We start from the raw sequence: 16,309 nt of genomic DNA, 5'->3' as shown, positions 1-16,309 counted from the left end.
CCGGCTATGGGGCAAAAAGACGGTGAAAAATGGACCGCTGCGGCCGATTTGCAGCCGACGATTTCCAAGTCCGACAGGCTCCTAGCGTCCATGAACAGCCGCTGCCCCGCGAGTTCAGAGACCGTCCAAGGCCTGACTGCTGCTGGTTGCAACCACTGCGCCGAAGGCGCATTTACTGTTTGGATTGCACCAACATGCGCCGCCCTGCGCCCCAACCACTCCACGCCATAGCGACTGCGAGTCCGCCCACCAGCCATGTGTTGGCCGTATAGCTACCCGTCCACTCGCGAAGCACTCCGACGAGGAGGGGGCCACCAGCCGCCAGCAGATATCCCCAGCCTTGCGCCATGGCCGAGAGTTGGGCCGTAACCTGGGTGTTCCCGCTTCGCATCACGATCAGGCTCAAGGCCAGCGCAAAGCCCCCGCCTTGGCCACATCCAAGCAGCACTGCCCACAGCCAGCGGCCACTCAGTGGGCCGACCGTCAGGCCAAGAAAGGCTGCCAGGATCAGCGCGCTCAAACCGACAGCCAGCGCGCGCTGGTCGCGGCAACGGGCGGCGAACGACGGCACCACCAGGCAAGTGACGAGTTGCGAAAGTATCGACGCCGCCACCAGAAAACCCGCATCTGCACTTTCAATGCCACGCTCCCTCAAAAGAGGCGACAACCAGCCCATCACGATATAAGCCAGCGCCGATTGCAGCCCCATAAAAGCGGTCACCTGCCAGGCCAGGCGGTCGCGCCAGAGTGCGCCTGCGGCGGCAACCGCATCCAGTGGCTGGGCACGGGTGTGCCATGCCTGCGGCGCCCAGAGCACAAGCACCAGAAGGGCTGGCAGCGCCCAGAATGCCAAGGCGAAGGCCCAGACTCCATCGAATGCAGCCACCATCAGCGGCACAGTCAACGCTGTGGTCGATGCGGCGCCCGCGCAAATCGCCAGCGTGTACAGACCGGTCATCAATGCGGTATGGCGGGGAAAGCTTTGCTTCACCATTCCTGGCAGCAACACGTTGCCCATGGCGATGCCGGCACCTGCTAGCACCGACGATGCAAACAGCGGCATCAGCGTTCCGGCGGCGCGCAGCAAAGTGCCTACGGTGATCAGCAGCAGGGCCAGCAGCAGAACCCGTTCCGGGCCGAACCGGCGGGCAAGGGAGGGCGTGGGCGCAGAAAACAGCCCGAGGCACACGATGGGCAAGGTGGTCAGCAGGCTGGCACCGATGGCCGACAGACCGGTGTCACGCATGATTTCGGGCAAGACCACCGACAGGCTGCCAAACACCGGCCGAAGGTTGCAGGCGATGAGGATCAGGCTCAGGCCCAGCAGCAGCTTTTGGCTGCCATGGTGCTTCACCCATTCAGGTGGCGTGGCATTGGGGTCGGGGTCAACGGTTCCAGCCTGGGCACCCGTGAAGGTGCGCAAAGCGGCTGTCGAATCTGGCAAGGGCATGTGCATCTGACTTTAAGGCCCCGCACAAGTGGCTGCTGGGCTGCTGGACTGGTGATTCGGGCCGGTCGTTCTCGCCTCAAAACGCGTGCCGCCCGCCGTTCCAGCGCCGACACCGGCGACCCATCCTTCGCAGCACTGGTCTCGAAAACCAAACGAAAACCGAAAGGGGGCGAGGTCGATTGCTGACAACGCAGTTGTCTCTCCCTCTATGTACTTTCCACAATGACAATGATTTATGCGTCTTTTAATATTCAATACGCCACGCAAAATAGCAATTAACAACCAGTTTAATTGATGTTTTGCGTCATCACCTTGGCGCGGATAAAAAGTAAAGGAGACAGACATGAGAATATCGAGATACCGCGCAAGCTGCGCGGGCGCGGCGGTTGCCTTGGCCTTGGGAGGATGCGGCGGTGGAAGCGGCAGTGGAGACACGCCGCAGGCGCTGCCAGAACTGGCGGTGCTGTCATCCAAGCCCGAACTCGTGTCGGGGGGAAGCGCCCTGGTGGCCCTTCGCGTCCCTGCATCGGCCCCTGCGGGAGCCGCCGTTTCCGTCACCTTGAACGGCACCGACGTCTCGTCGGCGTTCAAGCCCGACCCCACCAACCCCGGCCAGCGGATCGCGGTGCTGGCGGGTTTGAAGCTGGGGGCCAATGTGGTGGCCGCAAACGTAGGTGGGACCGATGCGCAACTGAACATCACCAACTACCCGCGCTCTGGCCCGATGCTTTCTGGGCCGCATCAGTCGCCCTACATCTGCCAGACCAGCGCCTTCACGCTGCCTGACGGCTCCAAGCTCGGGGACAGCACCGACACCAACTGCTCGGCCCCGACCAAGGTGGTGTACGTGTACCGCGCCACCACCGGTGGCGCGCTCAAGCCGTTGCCCAGCCTTGCCGCCCTGCCCACCGACGTTGCCACCACCACCACGGCGACCGGCGCCACCGTCCCCTTCGTCGTGCGCGTGGAAACCGGGACCATGAACCGCGGCGTTTACCAGAACGCCGTGCTGCACGACCCGACCAAGGAAGCCACGCCGTCACCGACTGCGCCCCCCGCAGGCTGGAACCGGCGCCTGCTGGCGGTGCATGGCTCTGGCTGCGTGGGCGGCTGGTATGTGCAGGGGGCCGCGCTCGGCGTGAGCCTCATCACGGGCGACAACATCGCACGTCTGGGTGAGGGCTACGGCGTGTTCAACAATTCGCTGAACCATCCGACCAACAGCTGCAATGCGACGCTTGCCGGCGAAAGCACGCTCATGGGCAAGGAGCACTTCATCAAAACCTTCGGCGTGCCGGCGTTCACGGTGTCGACGGGCGGCTCCGGTGGTGCCTACACCAGCCTGCAGCTGGCCGATGCCTACCCGGGCCTGTTCGACGGCGTGTTCATCAGTTCCACGTTCCCCGATGCGCTGTCCATCTCCCTCGCGGGCCTGGACGCAAGGCTCCTGAGCCGCTACTACCTCGCGGGCAACACCGCCGCGTTCACCGAGGCGCAGATGGTGGCAGTGTCAGGCCACAAGACGGCCCGTGCGTGGTACGACCTGGCGATGCAGTCGGGTCGCACCGACCCCGTGCCCGGGCGCCGCGATCCGCTGCCACCGAGCCCGCTGCCGATACTGGGCGGGGTGCCGTACCAATCGGCCGTGTGGAATGCCGCCGTGCCTGCAGGGCTGCGCTACGACCCCGTGGCCAACCCGACAGGCGCGCGCCCGACCGTGTTTGACGTGGCACGCAACGTCTATGGCATCGACAAGGTGACAGGTTTTGCCTTGCGTCCCTTCGACAACGTGGGCGTGCAGTACGGCCTCAAGGCACTGAATGGCGGCGCCATCTCCGTGGCGCAGTTCCTGGACCTGAACGAAAGGGTCGGCGGCTACGACCAGGACGCCAACTACGTTGCGGGCCGTGTCACGGGTGACGCGAGCGCCATCCAGCGTGCCCACCAGTCCGGTATGCAGTTGAATGGCAACGGCGGCCTGGCGGACATCCCCGTCTTCGACATTTCAAGCCTCTATGATGAAGACAACTTCTACCACTACCAGTGGTTCCACTTCGCGGTTCGCGAGCGCATGGCGCAAGCCAACGGGGACACGCGCAACCACGTGATGTGGCGCGGCGGCACACCCATCACCGCCGCCGTGGGCGCGGGCGGCACGGCGGAGGAATTCGCCGTGGCAGCAGCGGCCTCCACGCAAGGCTGGCAGGCCTTCATCGACTGGGTGAAAGCGTACAAGGCGGACACCTCGGCCGGTGCGCAGCGTGACAAGGTGATTGCACGCAAACCAGCCGCCGCAGTGGATGGCTGCTTCTCCAAGAGCACCACGCCGAAGTTCATCGCCGAGACCCAGACGTTGAGCAGCAAGCCCGACACGCAGTGCAACACGATCTGGCCCTCCTGGACGGCTCCGCGCATCGAGGCCGGGGGACCGATCGCGGCAGACAAGCTCAAGTGCGCGCTCAAGCCGGTCTCTGCGGCCAGCTACAGCGTGGCGTTCTCGCCGTCGGAACTCGCGCGCCTGCAGGCCATCTTCCCGAGTGGCGTGTGCGACTGGTCCAAGCCCGGTATCAACCAGGTGGGTGTCACGCCCTACGCGTCATTCGGACCTTCGCCCGTGAACCAGGTGTTCGACATCACGAAATAGCCGCGACCTCCGGAATGCGATCGAGGGCGCCCTGACGGGCGCCCTTTTGCGTTGCTTGCATTGCCGTGGGTTCGCGCAGGCCAAAGGATTGAAACGCTAAGATGGCCGCCATGGAAGCCGCCCCACGATGAACCTGCCAACGCCCGCTTCGCGCACGCTCGACGACATGGACTGCCGCATCATCGTCCTGCTGCGTGCCGAGCCCCGGATGCCGAACACCGAGATCGCCGCCAAGTTGGGCATCGCAGAGCCCACCGTCGCGTCCCGCATCCGCTCGCTGGAGACCGATGGCGTGATCCGCATCTCAGCGCAACGCGACTTTCGCGCCGCAGGCTACGAGATACTGGCCAGCGTGGACTTGGGCGTGCGTGGCCGCCCGGTCGCCGACATTTCGAAAGACGTGGCGGCGGTGGACGGTGTGGCAGTCATCACCGTGGTGATGGGTGAGCGACCGTTGATGCTGCTCGTCATCGCCCGGTCTCTGCAGGAGTTGCATGACATCGTGGCAAAGCAGCTGGCGTCCATTGAAGGTGTGGTCAGCGTGGAAACCATGGTCATCAGCGACGTGGTGAAGTACCAGTCCGAATTTGCGGCCCTTTCCCCTTTGCTAAAAGCGCCATGAAGCTCGACGCCACGGACACCGCCATCCTGGATCTTCTGAAAGACAACGCGCGCGTCAGCAACCGCGAAGTCGCACGCGTGCTCGGCATGTCCGAAAGCATGGTGCGCCAGCGCCTGAAAAAGATGACCGATGGCAAGGCCATGCGCCTGGGTTTGGTGGCCGACATGGCGACCGTCGGCTACACGGCCGCCGTGATCGTGCGGCTGCGCACGATCCCGAGCAAAGGCCGCGCCATTGCCGAAGCCGTCGCGCAGCTGGAGTGCTGTGCCTTCTCCGGTCTGACCTTGGGCCGTTTTGACGTGCTGATCTACCTCATCGGCCAGACGCGCCAGGAACTCGCCCAACTCATCGACGAACGCATTGCCCCCCTGGAGGGGGTGGTCGACATCGATGTGCGCGAACCTGTGGGTTCGGCCAAGCAGCGTTTCGAGCTCGTTTTTCTCAACTGACTCCAGCTGCAAGTTTGTCGCTGGCGGAAGCGCCCAGAGCATTTTTCCAATCGTTGGGAATCAAGCTGCTTCTTGTACAAGCCATACCCAATCGCAAATGATCGTTCGGGACGCGCAGCTATGCACGTCCGATGCATCGGGTGCGATCCAGCACTTGGCGGGAATAAAGGACTCCGAAGTGATCATGGCGATCAAAGGCGGACCTGATGCGCTGATCTTCAGCGTGGCCGACTGTGGGCTGCACATTCGTCGTCCCCAACCCCTGTGGGACAAAACGCCCGCGCAATTTTTGGTCTTTTTGGCCTCTAGCGCTTATCCATCAAGCGCTAATAGCTATAAATTTCATAGCTCTACATCACCAAAAACCGGGCGTCCTCGCCTACCCCACTCTCACGTCTCCCCACTCACTCCGGCTCACTCAACCCCTGCTCCCACTCCGCCAACTGCTCATTGGTCGCAATCAGCCGCCCCACCAGCAGCTTGATGAAGGCCTTGTCAAACCGTGATTGCAAGTCCTCCGACGCCTCGCGCAGCGCCGGGTTGCGCACTTTGAGCACCAGCACTTCGGTCTCGGCCACGGCGGAGGCGGTGCGCATTTTGTTCTCGGGGCGCAGGTAGGTCATTTCGCCCAGGGTGACTCCGGGGCCCAGGGTGCTCAGGCTCCAGCCTTGGCGGCTGACGGCGACCTGGCCTTCGATGAGGATGCAGAACGAGTCGCCGGGGGTGCTCTCGCGCATCAGCACGGTGCCGGCCTCCAGCCTGCGCCAGTTGCCCAGGCGCATCAGCTCCCACAGCGCGACATCGTGAAAGTCGGCAAAAAACGGCAGCGCACGCAGACGGGCGAAGCGCTCGGCCTCGGTGTCTTGCGAACGTTGGCGGGGCAGGCTTTGGTGGGCGGCCAGCAGCGCTTGGGCAAAGTCGTCCCAGGTGGCAAAGCGGTCTGCGGGTTGCTTGGCCAGGGCGCGCAACAGCACGTCGTCCACGTGCGCGGGCAGCGATGCGCGCAGCAGGCTGGGGCGCGTGGGGGTTTCGTTGCTGATTTTGTAGAGGGTGGCAAAGTCGGTGTCGCCATCAAACGGGCGGCGGCCGGTGAGCAGTTCGTACACCACCACAGCCAGTGAGAACATGTCGCTGTGGTGCGTCAGGTCTTGCTCGCGCACTTGCTCGGGCGACATGTACGAGGGCGAGCCGACCAGGCCCGACAGCTGCGTGGCGTGGCGGCGCCGCGACAGGGGCGCGCCCGCGGCGGGAAGGTTCACATCGCCGTCGCGCGCCAGCATGAGGTTGGCGGGCTTGATGTCGCGGTGCACCAGGCCTTCGCGGCAGGCGTATTCGAGCGCGTTGCAGCACTTGAAGGCGATGTCGAGCACCTGGGGCACGGGTAGCAAGGTGTCTGGGGTGGCAAAGTCAGACAGGGCCTGGCCGTCGATGTATTCGAGCACCAGATACGGCGGAAAGGCTTCTTCGTCGGCGTCGAGCAGGCGAACGATGTTGGGGTGCCGCAAGCGGCCCGACAGCGCGGCCTCATTGCGCAGCAGCTTGCGGTAACGCTCGGCCTGGTCGGGTTGTTTGAGCAGGTAGGCGTGCGTCTGCTTGATGGCCACCTTGCGGCCCCGAAAGCCGTCCAGCCCCAAAAACACGATGCCGCTGGCGCCCCGGCCCAGCTCTCGTTCGATGCGGTACTTGCCGATGTTGGCAGGCGGGGCTGAGGTGGCTGTGGACATGGTGGGTTGTGCTCAGTCAGTCAATCAGTCAAGAGGGGTAAGCGCCATGCCATGCCAGTCTCGCCGCTCGTTCGCCTTGGGCCTGTCGGGCGCTCGCGGGGAGTGCCCTGGCTTCGACGGGCTCAGCCCGAACGGATTTGCTTTTTTTCTGAACCAACCAGCATGGGGAACAGCGGGCATTTCAACACAAGAGCGCCCGCACGCTGGGGTTGCGGCCCTTCGAAAAAGCGCCCGAACCGCTTCCCAGCGACTGCCCGATCACACCGTGGCAAGCGCCTGTTCAAAGTCGGCCAGCAAGTCTTCCACCTCTTCCAGGCCCACCGACAGGCGGATCATGCTGTCGGCAATGCCCATGGTGGCGCGCACTTCGGGGCCCGCCTCCCAGAAGATGGTGTGGGCCACCGGGATGATCAGCGTGCGCGTGTCTGCCAAGCCGGTGGCCTTGATGGGCAACTGCAGCCGGTTGCAGACGGGCAGGCATTGGTCGGGGTCGCGCAGCTCAAACGACAACAGCCAGGACCCGGCCTTAAGGTGCTTGCGCGCCTGGTCGTGCTGCGGGTGCGATGGGAGCATGGGGTACAGCACGCGGGATACGGCGGGGTGCGCCTCTAGCCACTGGGCCAGCGCCAGCGCGGTGGCGCTGGTGCGGTCCATGCGCAGCGCCAGCGTTTCGGCGCCCAGCGCCAACTGGTGCGCGGCGTGCGACGACAGCGTGCCGCCCATGTCGCGCAGGCCCTTTTTGCGCAGTTGCTGCAAGCCCCAGCCTTTGGGGTCGCCCTTGCGGTAGGCCGCAAAAATATTGGGGTAGTTCGACCAGTCGAACAGGCCGGTGTCGGTGATGGAGCCCCCCAGCGCGTCGCCATGCCCGCCGATGCTTTTGGTGAGCGAGTTGACCACCAGCCCCGCGCCCACGGTGGCCGCGCGGAACAGGTACGGCGATGCCACGGTGTTGTCGACCACGTACAACGCGCCGTGCGCCTTGCACAGGGCGCCAATGCCTTCCAGGTCCGGGATCTGCGTGCCGGGGTTGGCAATGGTCTCGACAAACACCATGCGGGTGTTGGGGCGCAGCGCCGCGGCCACGTTGGCGGCGTTGGTCACATCCACCATGGTCACGTCAATACCCAGGTCGGCCAGGGTGCCCAGCACGCTGTTGGTGTTGCCAAATACAAACTGGCTGGCCACCAGGTGGTCGCCCGCCTTCAGCAAGGTCAAAAACACCGCGCAGATGCCCGCCATGCCGGTAGAAAACGCGATGGTGCCCTGCCCGCGTTCCATCTGTGTGATCTTGGCCTCCAGCGCCGCCGTGGTGGGCGTGCCCTGGCGTGAGTAGTTGAAGCCGCCCTTGGCCGTGCCCTGGAACACGGCGATCAGGTCTTCGACCCTGTCATAGCCGTATTGCACCGAGGTGTGGATGGGCTTGTGGATGGCGCCATGCTCGGCACCGCCCAGGCGGTCAGCGTGCACGATCTGGGTGGTAAAGCTTTGGTTCTGCGGTGTCGTCATAAAAGTCAGCGCTGTTTCTGCGGGTCTACGTGCAAGGCGGGGCAATCAATACTGGCGCGCCCTAATGCCAGTGCACCCGTGGAACTGGCTTTGCCAGGCCACTGGGTGAAGGGAAAAGGCACGCAGCACCTCATACGGGTTCACATTCGATCAATTAAAACCGTTCGGGCTGAGCTTGTCGAAGCCTTGCGCGGCGCTTCGACAGGCTCAGCGTGAACGGATTTCTATCTTTAAATGCGGGCCGGTGTCAGAAGGGCTACCGCTCCGGTGCGACGTGTTCGGCGTAATCGTACAAGGCGCCCAGAATGTCCTGTGCCCGGTCATCGGCGGTTTCCGACATTTCATCGATTTCGGTGAACAACTGCTCCACCGTGCGCGCCCCGCCCTGCCCGTCAAACAGGCAGGCGGCGCGGTGGGCCTCCCAGCGTTCGGCCTCTTCGGGCGCCAGCGTTTGCGGAAAGTTGCGCGCTCGGTAGCGCCAGAACAGCTCTGCCAGACGTGGGTCCTCAAAGTTGGTCCGCGCCTTGGCGAGTTTGTCACCGCTCATGGTGCGCAGGTCGTTCAGCAAGCGGCGGTCGTTGTTGCCCACAAAACCGCCATACAGGTCCTGGTCCACATCGGGTGCGGGTTCCGGCGGGCGGGCAAACACAGCGGGCCAGATGCCGCTCATGTCGGGCAGAGCGCGCGCCACCTCTGCATGCGCGGCGGCCTGGGCCAGGTCGATGCCCCAGCGCTGCGCCAGTGCGGGCGTGAGCGTGTTGACATTGCCCACCACCATGGGGGATTTGTTCAGGTGGATGGTCTTGACCGGCAGGCGCGTCATGCCTTCGGGCAGCGCGTCGGCCTTGCTGAACATGCGCAGGCGGATCTCGTCGGGGCCCATGGTGGCCAGGGGCGCCGGGTCGTGGGCCAAGTCCCAGGCGATCAGTTCGTTCTTGTTGGTGGGGTGGCTGGCCAGCGGCCACATCACACCCAGGCAACCGCGTTCGGTGGGGAACATGCCGGACACGTGCAAAAACGGGCGCGCCGTGATGGTGGTGGCGGGCAAGCGCAGCTCGGTTGCCACGCGGTCTTTTTTGTGCAGGCTGAGCCCAAAGTCAAACAGCTTGGTGTTGTGCTGGCGAATGAGCCGCGCCAGCGCAATGGTGGCGCGCACGTCGGACAGCGCATCGTGCGCGGCCTCGTGTTGCAGCCCGTTGGCTTTGGACAGGTGCTCCAGCTTGAAGCTGGGCGTTACCCCGTCTTCCTTTTTAGGCCACTCGATGCCATCGGGTCGCAGCGCGTAGGTCATGCGCACCACGTCCAGCAGATCCCAGCGGCCGCACTGGTTTTGCCACTCGCGTGCATAGGGGTCGATGAGGTTGCGCCAGAACATGAAGCGCGTGATTTCATCGTCAAAACGGATGGTGTTGTAGCCGACGCCAATGGTGCCGGGCTGCGCAAACTCGGCCTCGATGCGGGCGGCAAACTGGTGCTCGGGCACGCCCTGCTCCAGGCACTGCTGCGGCGTGATGCCGGTGATAAGGCACGACACCGGGTCGGGCAGGTAGTCGTTGGCGGGCTGGCAATAGAACATCAGCGGGTCGCCGATTTCATTGAGTTCCGCATCGGTGCGGATCGCCGCGAACTGCGCCGGGCGGTCGCGGCGCGTGTTGGCACCGAAGGTTTCGTAGTCGTGCCAGAGAAAGGTATGGGGGGGCATGGCTGTAAAAAGCGGTAGGCGGGCGGGAGACAGGCGGTCCCCGACTGTAACCGGATTTATGGTGTTTTTGGCACCTAGCGCTAGTCAATAAAGCGCTGACAGCTATCAATTCAGTAGTAACACAGGTTTGCAAATCGATACACCCCCAGGTGGGCAGATGCCATGGGGCGGGGCACGACAATGTATTGATGCAGACACGCCCTCTCCACCCCCTTTCAGCCCCCTCTTTCCATCTCTCGACCGCCTGGTGGCTTGTGCTGGGCACAGCCATTGCAGTTTCTGGGTGTGCATCTGCCACACCACCCGATGCAACGCCGCGCACAGCGCCCCGGACTGCGCAGCAGCCCGCGGCTGTACCGGCCCCAACCGCACCGGCCGCAGCAACCACACCCGCGGTGTCATCGGCGGCCGCTGCAGCCACTGCAGCGGTTGCGCCCACCGGCAACGCTGAATCCGCAGAACAGGCGGCATTTGTTGCCTGGCGCGACCAGTTTTCCACCCAGGCGCTGGCCGCCAACATCCGCCCAGAGACCGTACGTACGGTGCTGGGCAATGCGCAGCTTCTGCCGCGCGTGGTCGACTTGGACCGCGCACAGCCAGAGTTCACCCGCACGCCCTGGGCCTACCTCGACAGCGCCGTGTCTGCCCAGCGCATTGCCCAGGGCCAGGCCAAGCGGGCCGAGCACCAGGCGGCGCTGGATACCGCCGCCGCGCGCTATGGGGTTCCGGCGCCGGTCATCACGGCCATCTGGGGCATGGAGAGCAACTACGGCAGCAACTTTGGCACGTTCCGCGCGGTCGATGCGTTGGCCACCCTGGCTTTCGAGGGGCGCCGCCGCACCTGGGCGCAGACCGAGCTGCTGGCGGTGTTGCGCATCGTGGACCAGGGCGACATTGCGGCAGACCGGATGATCGGCTCGTGGGCAGGCGCCATGGGGCACACGCAGTTTTTGCCTTCGGTGTTTTTGACCTATGCGGTCGATGCGGATGGGGACGGCCACCGCGACATCTGGGGCAGCATCCCGGATGTGACGGCATCCACCGCACATTTTTTGTCACGCATGGGCTGGCAACGTGGCCAGCCGTGGGGCATTGAAGTGCAACTGCCCGCAGGCTTTGACTACGCACGCGCAGAACTCAGCACCCGCCAGAACGCCACTGCCTGGGCGGCAGAAGGGGTGCGTGCGCTGGACGGCCAAGCGCTGCCCGAACTGGGTGAGGCCTCCGTCATCACCCCTGCAGGCGCACGGGGCCCTGCGTTTCTGGTGGGCGCCAATTTCCGCACCATCCTGCGCTACAACAACTCGGTCAATTACGCACTGGGTGTGAGCCTTCTGGCACGCCAGATCGACGGCGGCTCGCCCATCGCCACGGCGTGGCCCCGAGACATAGAACCCCTGCACCGCGACCAGCTGCGCCAATTGCAGACGGCTCTCAATGACAAAGGGTTCAGCGCAGGCACGCCAGACGGCGTGATGGGCCCGGCAACCCGCGCAGGCCTGCGGCGGTTTCAGCAAAGCATTGGTGCAGTGGCCGATGGCTACCCCACGGTGACCCTGCTGGAGCGGCTGAAGGCGCCGCAGTAAGGGCACTACACGCTGTTGATGGGGCCTCTTGCTGGATTGTTGAGTTGAGTCGGCATCAATCCACAATCCACTTCAACCGCTCACGCTGAGCTTGTCGAAGCGCCGCGCGAGACTTTGGCAAACCTGTCCTGAGCCTGTCGAATGGCTCAGCCATAACCGGCGCTTCCAGTTCAAAGATGCCGATTCAGTCAATGCTGTTCCGGCCGAGCTTGCGCAGGACGGTGCGCGCACTGCGCCCTGGCTTCGACAGGCTCAGCCCGAACGGTCTCACCTTCATCAACCGGCCGCCGAGCAGCAGCCATAAAAAAAAGCCCGGGGCTTACGCCACGGGCTTTTTTGATTCTGCAGCAGCACTTCGCACCAAGGCTTCGTGCTGCAACTCAGCGCACTCAGTCGGCAGTAGCCTCTTCGGGCTCGGCAGGCTCAGACTTGGCGGAACGCTCCTTTTTGGGCAGCGGCTGAATGTCCAGCAGCACGTCCGAAGTTTCCACACCCTTGTCGTCGGTCTTCACCTCGATGTCCACCGTGAGGCGGCCACCATCGGTCAAACGACCAAACAACAACTCGTCGGCCAGCGCACGGCGAATCGTGTCCTGGATCAGGCGCTGCATCGGGCGGGCGCCCATCAGCGGATCGAAGCCCTTCTTGGCCAGGTGCTTGCGCAGCGTGTCGGTGAAGGTGACTTCCACCTTCTTCTCGGCCAGTTGCTGCTCCAGCTGCAGCAAGAACTTGTCTACCACGCGCAGGATGATCTGCTCGTCGAGCGCCTTGAAGTTGACGATGGCATCCAACCGGTTGCGGAACTCGGGCGTGAACAGGCGCTTGATGTCGCCCATTTCGTCGCCCGCCTGGCGCGGGTTGGTAAAGCCAATGGTCGCCTTGTTCATGGTCTCGGCGCCCGCGTTCGTCGTCATGATGATCAAGACGTTGCGGAAGTCGGCCTTGCGGCCGTTGTTGTCCGTCAGCGTTCCATGGTCCATCACCTGCAGCAGCACGTTGAAGATGTCCGGGTGCGCTTTTTCGATTTCGTCGAGCAGCAGCACCGCGTGTGGCTTCTTCGTGATGGCTTCGGTCAACAGGCCACCCTGATCAAACCCGACGTAGCCCGGAGGCGCGCCGATCAGGCGACTGACCGCATGGCGCTCCATGTACTCGGACATGTCAAAGCGCAGCAGCTCGATGCCCATGATGTAGGCCAGTTGCTTGGCCGCTTCGGTCTTGCCCACGCCCGTGGGGCCGCTGAACAGGAACGAGCCAATCGGCTTGTCGCCCTTGCCCAGGCCGGAGCGGGCCATCTTGACCGAACTGGCGAGCACTTCAAGCGCCTTGTCCTGGCCGAACACCACACTCTTCAGATCGCGTTCCAGCGTCTGCAGCTTGCCGCGGTCGTCGTTAGACACATTGGCAGGCGGAATGCGCGCAATTTTGGCCACGATCTCTTCGATCTCGGCTTTGCCGATGGTCTTCTTGCGCTTGCTCGGCACCATGATGCGCTGGGCGGCACCGGCTTCATCAATCACGTCAATCGCCTTGTCGGGCAGATGGCGGTCGTTGATGTACTTGGCGCTCAGCTCGGCAGCGGCTTGCAGGGCAGCCGCAGCGTATTTCACGCTGTGGTGCTCTTCAAAGCGCGACTTCAGGCCCTTGAGGATGTCGATGGTTTCCTGCACCGTGGGCTCCACCACGTCCACCTTTTGGAAGCGACGCGACAGCGCTGCGTCTTTTTCGAAGATGCCACGGTATTCCGTGAAGGTGGTCGCACCAATGCACTTGAGCTGGCCGCTGGACAGCGCAGGCTTGAGCAGGTTGGATGCATCGAGCGTACCGCCCGAGGCAGCGCCCGCGCCGATCAGGGTGTGGATCTCGTCAATGAACAGGACGGCATTGGGCTTGTCCTTGAGCGACTTGAGCACACCTTTCAGGCGCTGCTCGAAATCGCCGCGGTACTTGGTGCCTGCCAGCAGCGCGCCCATGTCGAGCGAATACACCACCGCCTCGGCCAGAATTTCAGGCACATCGTTCTGGGTGATGCGCCATGCCAAGCCCTCGGCAATTGCGGTCTTGCCCACGCCCGCTTCGCCCACCAGCAGCGGGTTGTTCTTGCGGCGGCGGCACAGGATCTGGATGGTGCGCTCTACTTCGTAGTGGCGCCCGATCAGCGGATCGATCTTGCCGTCCTTGGCCGCCTGGTTCAGGTTCTGGGTGAACTGCTCCAGCGGCGAGGCTTTTTCGTTGCGCTCCGAAGAACCGCCCTCTTCGCCTTCTCCCTGGCTTTCGGGCTTGGCGGGCTCTGGTGGCTCGCCCTTCTTGATGCCATGGGCAATGAAGTTGACCACGTCCAGGCGCGTCACACCCTGCTGGTGCAGGTAGTACACGGCGTGGGAATCCTTCTCGCCAAAGATGGCCACAAGCACGTTGGCGCCCGTCACCTCTTTTTTGCCGTTGCCCGTGGACTGCACGTGCATGATGGCGCGTTGGATCACACGCTGAAAGCCCAACGTTGGCTGGGTATCCACCTCGTCGGTACCCGCCACCTGGGGCGTGTTGTCTTTGATGAAGTTCGACAGCGATGAACGCAGATCATCGATGTTGGCCGAACAAGCGCGCAGCACCTCCGCTGCGCTGGGGTTATCGAGCAGTGCAAGCAACAGATGCTCCACGGTAATGAACTCGTGGCGCTGTTGGCGGGCCTCAACAAAGGCCATGTGCAAGCTGACTTCCAGTTCTTGGGCAATCATGTGAACTCCTTTGTGCTTGCGTGGAAGAGAGATAACTGTAGATCGGGATCAAAAACCTGTTATTCAACAGGCTCACTGACACATTGCAGTGGGTGGCCCGCCTTGAGGGCGGCGTCAAGCACTTGTTCCACCTTGGTGGCAGCCACATCGCGGGAGTACACCCCGCAAACGCCTTTGCCATCCAGGTGAATTTTCAACATGATTTGGGTAGCTTGTTCACGGTCTTTGCTGAAAAATTCCTGCAAAACCACGATGACAAACTCCATGGGGGTGTAGTCGTCATTGAGCATGACCACCTGGTACATCTGCGGTGGCTGGGTCTTTTGGGTGCGTCTTTCGAGCACGACCGAACCGCCGTCATCCCGCGCAGGCCGGGTCACGGGCGGCGCGGTAGGGGGTGAAGGTGGTTTTGTTGCCATGAATTTCATTCTAGCGACCCCTGTGGGGTGCTGCTCTGAGAGAAATTGGTTGTTGACCCGGTTTTTTCAAGCCATGCGCTGCAGATTCTGTCTGGCGCACAGGTTCTACTCGTAAACCACAGTGGCGGTACCGGTGCCAGCCTGCGCCAACCACGCTGCAAGCGCTGCGTCGGTGGGATAAAACCGCGCACTTTCGCCCAGTTGCAACTCTGCAACCGCAGCGGCGTCATCGGCCGTGCAGCGCACACCCATCCGCACACGCATGCCATGCACCAGATCGTCCCCCTCCTCCCGCGCTTCACGGCGCGGCGGAAACTCTCGGACCAGCCTGGGGACATCGGGCGCCTTGTCTCCCACCATGACGTGCAAATACTTGCCAAAACGGCACCGCGCACCAGCCAGGTCCCACACCTGCTGCACCTTCACACGCAGCCCGCCGCTGAAATGGTCAAGCTGCAAACGCCCCATCATCACGACAAACTCGTCTTCCTTGAGTTGATTCCGGTAGGTGTTGAGCAGGCTCTCGTCGGCCGACGCCTCGATCACGGCTGATTTGTCATCGAGTTTGAACAAGCCCAGCTTGCCCCGCTGCCCGTTGATGACTCGGAAGTCGCTGATGATCCCGGCCAACACCTGGGGCTCGCGGCTGTCCAGCAACTCATCGATCTGGGTGCGCACAAAGCGGCGCACCTCCGTGGCCACTTCATCGAACAGATGGCCGGAAAGATAAAACCCTACGGCCGTTTTTTCCAGCGTGAGACGTTCTTTGATGCCCCACGGTACGGCGTCCACGAGGTCAGGCTCCTGGGTGCTGGAGCCATGCGAGTCGTCGCCCATCATGTCGAACAAACCGCCTTGGTTCACGTTTGCCAACGTCGCTGCAGCAAACTCAAACGCACGGTCGATAGATGCCACCATCGCGGCGCGGTTGAGGTGGATGGAGTCAAACGCACCGGCCTTGATCAGCGCCTCCACCGAGCGTTTGTTCATGCGCGCCTTGTCGACACGCAGGCAAAAATCGAAGAGGCTCTTGAAGGGGCCGGTGGTGGAGCCCTGCGGGCCCTCGCCTCGGCCTTCGCGCGCCGCGACGATGGCTTCAACCGCCTGCTGACCCGTGCCCTTCACGGCGCCCAAGCCGTAGCGGATGATCTTGTCGGTGACGGGCTCGAACCGGTAGAAGCCCCGGTTGACGTCTGGCGGCTCGAAACTGATGCCGAAGTGTTTGACCGCGTCCTCGTACAACACCTTGAGCTTGTCGGTGTCGTCCATTTCCACGGTCATGTTGGCGCAGAAGAACTCCGCGGTGAAATGCACCTTGAGCCAGCCCGTGTGATACGCCAGCAAGGAGTACGCAGCCGCGTGCGACTTGTTGAAGCCGTAGCCCGCGAACTTCTCCATCAGATCGAACACTTCGTCAGCCTTTGCCTGGCTGATGTTCTTTTCTGCCGCACCCTTGCGGAAAATCTCGC

Annotated in this window: 12 protein-coding genes; 4 read left to right on the top strand and 8 right to left on the bottom strand. The window is 63.2% G+C overall.

Annotation, left to right across the window (positions count from 1 at the left end; translation table 11 throughout):
- Window positions 1-172: 172 nt before the first annotated feature.
- Window positions 173-1,450, bottom strand: a complete 1,278-nt coding sequence (locus ACK41V_RS21335; protein WP_409785364.1) for a CynX/NimT family MFS transporter — start codon at window positions 1,448-1,450, stop codon at window positions 173-175.
- A 12-nt stretch (window positions 1,451-1,462) separates the two neighbouring features.
- The gene (locus tag ACK41V_RS21330) at window positions 1,463-1,795 is read right to left on the bottom strand and encodes a hypothetical protein (RefSeq protein WP_409785362.1); all 333 of its coding nucleotides are present in this window, start codon (window positions 1,793-1,795) and stop codon (window positions 1,463-1,465) included.
- Here ACK41V_RS21330 and ACK41V_RS21325 point away from each other — a divergent pair.
- The 3 genes from ACK41V_RS21325 (at window position 1,794) to ACK41V_RS21315 (ending at window position 5,165) form a co-directional block, all read left to right on the top strand.
- Complete coding sequence (locus ACK41V_RS21325; protein ID WP_409785361.1) at window positions 1,794-4,094, top strand: DUF6351 family protein; 2,301 nt, start codon at window positions 1,794-1,796, stop codon at window positions 4,092-4,094. The genes ACK41V_RS21330 and ACK41V_RS21325 overlap by 2 nt on opposite strands.
- 127 nt (window positions 4,095-4,221) lie before the next feature.
- On the top strand, window positions 4,222-4,716 hold the full coding sequence (locus tag ACK41V_RS21320; protein ID WP_409785359.1) for an Lrp/AsnC family transcriptional regulator: 495 nt from the start codon (window positions 4,222-4,224) through the stop codon (window positions 4,714-4,716).
- Complete coding sequence (locus ACK41V_RS21315; RefSeq protein ID WP_409785357.1) at window positions 4,713-5,165, top strand: Lrp/AsnC family transcriptional regulator; 453 nt, start codon at window positions 4,713-4,715, stop codon at window positions 5,163-5,165. The genes ACK41V_RS21320 and ACK41V_RS21315 overlap by 4 nt, the downstream gene beginning before the upstream one ends.
- A 404-nt stretch (window positions 5,166-5,569) precedes the next feature.
- On the opposite strand, the gene ACK41V_RS21310 is transcribed toward ACK41V_RS21315, so the two are convergent.
- The 3 genes from ACK41V_RS21310 to sbcB all read right to left on the bottom strand — a co-directional run bounded on the left by ACK41V_RS21310 (window position 5,570) and on the right by sbcB (window position 10,097).
- The gene (locus ACK41V_RS21310) at window positions 5,570-6,889 is read right to left on the bottom strand and encodes a protein kinase domain-containing protein (RefSeq protein ID WP_409785355.1); all 1,320 of its coding nucleotides are present in this window, start codon (window positions 6,887-6,889) and stop codon (window positions 5,570-5,572) included.
- Between the two features lie 258 nt (window positions 6,890-7,147).
- Entirely contained in the window at window positions 7,148-8,395 is a 1,248-nt protein-coding gene (locus ACK41V_RS21305; protein WP_409785353.1) for a cystathionine gamma-synthase family protein, read from the bottom strand.
- A 256-nt stretch (window positions 8,396-8,651) separates the two neighbouring features.
- Window positions 8,652-10,097 (bottom strand): exodeoxyribonuclease I, encoded by a 1,446-nt coding sequence (sbcB, locus tag ACK41V_RS21300; protein WP_409785351.1) that lies wholly within the window; start codon window positions 10,095-10,097, stop codon window positions 8,652-8,654.
- 188 nt (window positions 10,098-10,285) lie between these two features.
- On the opposite strand from sbcB, the gene ACK41V_RS21295 reads away from it, so the two are divergent.
- Window positions 10,286-11,683 (top strand): lytic murein transglycosylase, encoded by a 1,398-nt coding sequence (locus ACK41V_RS21295; RefSeq protein ID WP_409785349.1) that lies wholly within the window; start codon window positions 10,286-10,288, stop codon window positions 11,681-11,683.
- Between the two features lie 389 nt (window positions 11,684-12,072).
- Here ACK41V_RS21295 and clpA read toward each other — a convergent pair whose 3' ends face one another.
- The 3 genes from clpA to ACK41V_RS21280 form a co-directional block, all read right to left on the bottom strand.
- Window positions 12,073-14,421: an ATP-dependent Clp protease ATP-binding subunit ClpA gene (gene clpA, locus ACK41V_RS21290; protein ID WP_409785347.1), complete on the bottom strand. Its 2,349-nt coding sequence runs from the start codon at window positions 14,419-14,421 to the stop codon at window positions 12,073-12,075.
- Window positions 14,422-14,480: 59 nt separating this feature from the next.
- On the bottom strand, window positions 14,481-14,849 hold the full coding sequence (gene clpS, locus ACK41V_RS21285) for an ATP-dependent Clp protease adapter ClpS (protein ID WP_409785345.1): 369 nt from the start codon (window positions 14,847-14,849) through the stop codon (window positions 14,481-14,483).
- Between the two features lie 96 nt (window positions 14,850-14,945).
- On the bottom strand, window positions 14,946-16,309 hold a 1,364-nt coding region (locus ACK41V_RS21280), incomplete at its 5' end, for an OB-fold nucleic acid binding domain-containing protein (protein ID WP_409785343.1).

This window comes from Acidovorax sp., assembly GCF_046291265.1.
Classification (GTDB): domain Bacteria; phylum Pseudomonadota; class Gammaproteobacteria; order Burkholderiales; family Burkholderiaceae_C; genus Acidovorax.
Note: the sequence above shows the minus strand (reverse complement) of the source record. Positions and strands in the feature narration are given on the sequence as shown.

Excerpts from the sequence above, each read along its gene's own strand:
- ACK41V_RS21335 (WP_409785364.1), bottom strand. The coding sequence starts at position 1,450 with ATGCCCTTGCCAGATTCGACAGCCGCTTTGCGCACCTTCACGGGTGCC.
- ACK41V_RS21325 (WP_409785361.1), top strand. The coding sequence starts at position 1,794 with ATGAGAATATCGAGATACCGCGCAAGCTGCGCGGGCGCGGCGGTTGCC.
- ACK41V_RS21310 (WP_409785355.1), bottom strand. The coding sequence starts at position 6,889 with ATGTCCACAGCCACCTCAGCCCCGCCTGCCAACATCGGCAAGTACCGC.
- ACK41V_RS21315 (WP_409785357.1), top strand. The coding sequence starts at position 4,713 with ATGAAGCTCGACGCCACGGACACCGCCATCCTGGATCTTCTGAAAGAC.
- ACK41V_RS21330 (WP_409785362.1), bottom strand. The coding sequence starts at position 1,795 with ATGTCTGTCTCCTTTACTTTTTATCCGCGCCAAGGTGATGACGCAAAA.
- clpA (WP_409785347.1), bottom strand. The coding sequence starts at position 14,421 with ATGATTGCCCAAGAACTGGAAGTCAGCTTGCACATGGCCTTTGTTGAG.
- sbcB (WP_409785351.1), bottom strand. The coding sequence starts at position 10,097 with ATGCCCCCCCATACCTTTCTCTGGCACGACTACGAAACCTTCGGTGCC.
- clpS (WP_409785345.1), bottom strand. The coding sequence starts at position 14,849 with ATGAAATTCATGGCAACAAAACCACCTTCACCCCCTACCGCGCCGCCC.
- ACK41V_RS21295 (WP_409785349.1), top strand. The coding sequence starts at position 10,286 with ATGCAGACACGCCCTCTCCACCCCCTTTCAGCCCCCTCTTTCCATCTC.
- ACK41V_RS21305 (WP_409785353.1), bottom strand. The coding sequence starts at position 8,395 with ATGACGACACCGCAGAACCAAAGCTTTACCACCCAGATCGTGCACGCT.
- ACK41V_RS21320 (WP_409785359.1), top strand. The coding sequence starts at position 4,222 with ATGAACCTGCCAACGCCCGCTTCGCGCACGCTCGACGACATGGACTGC.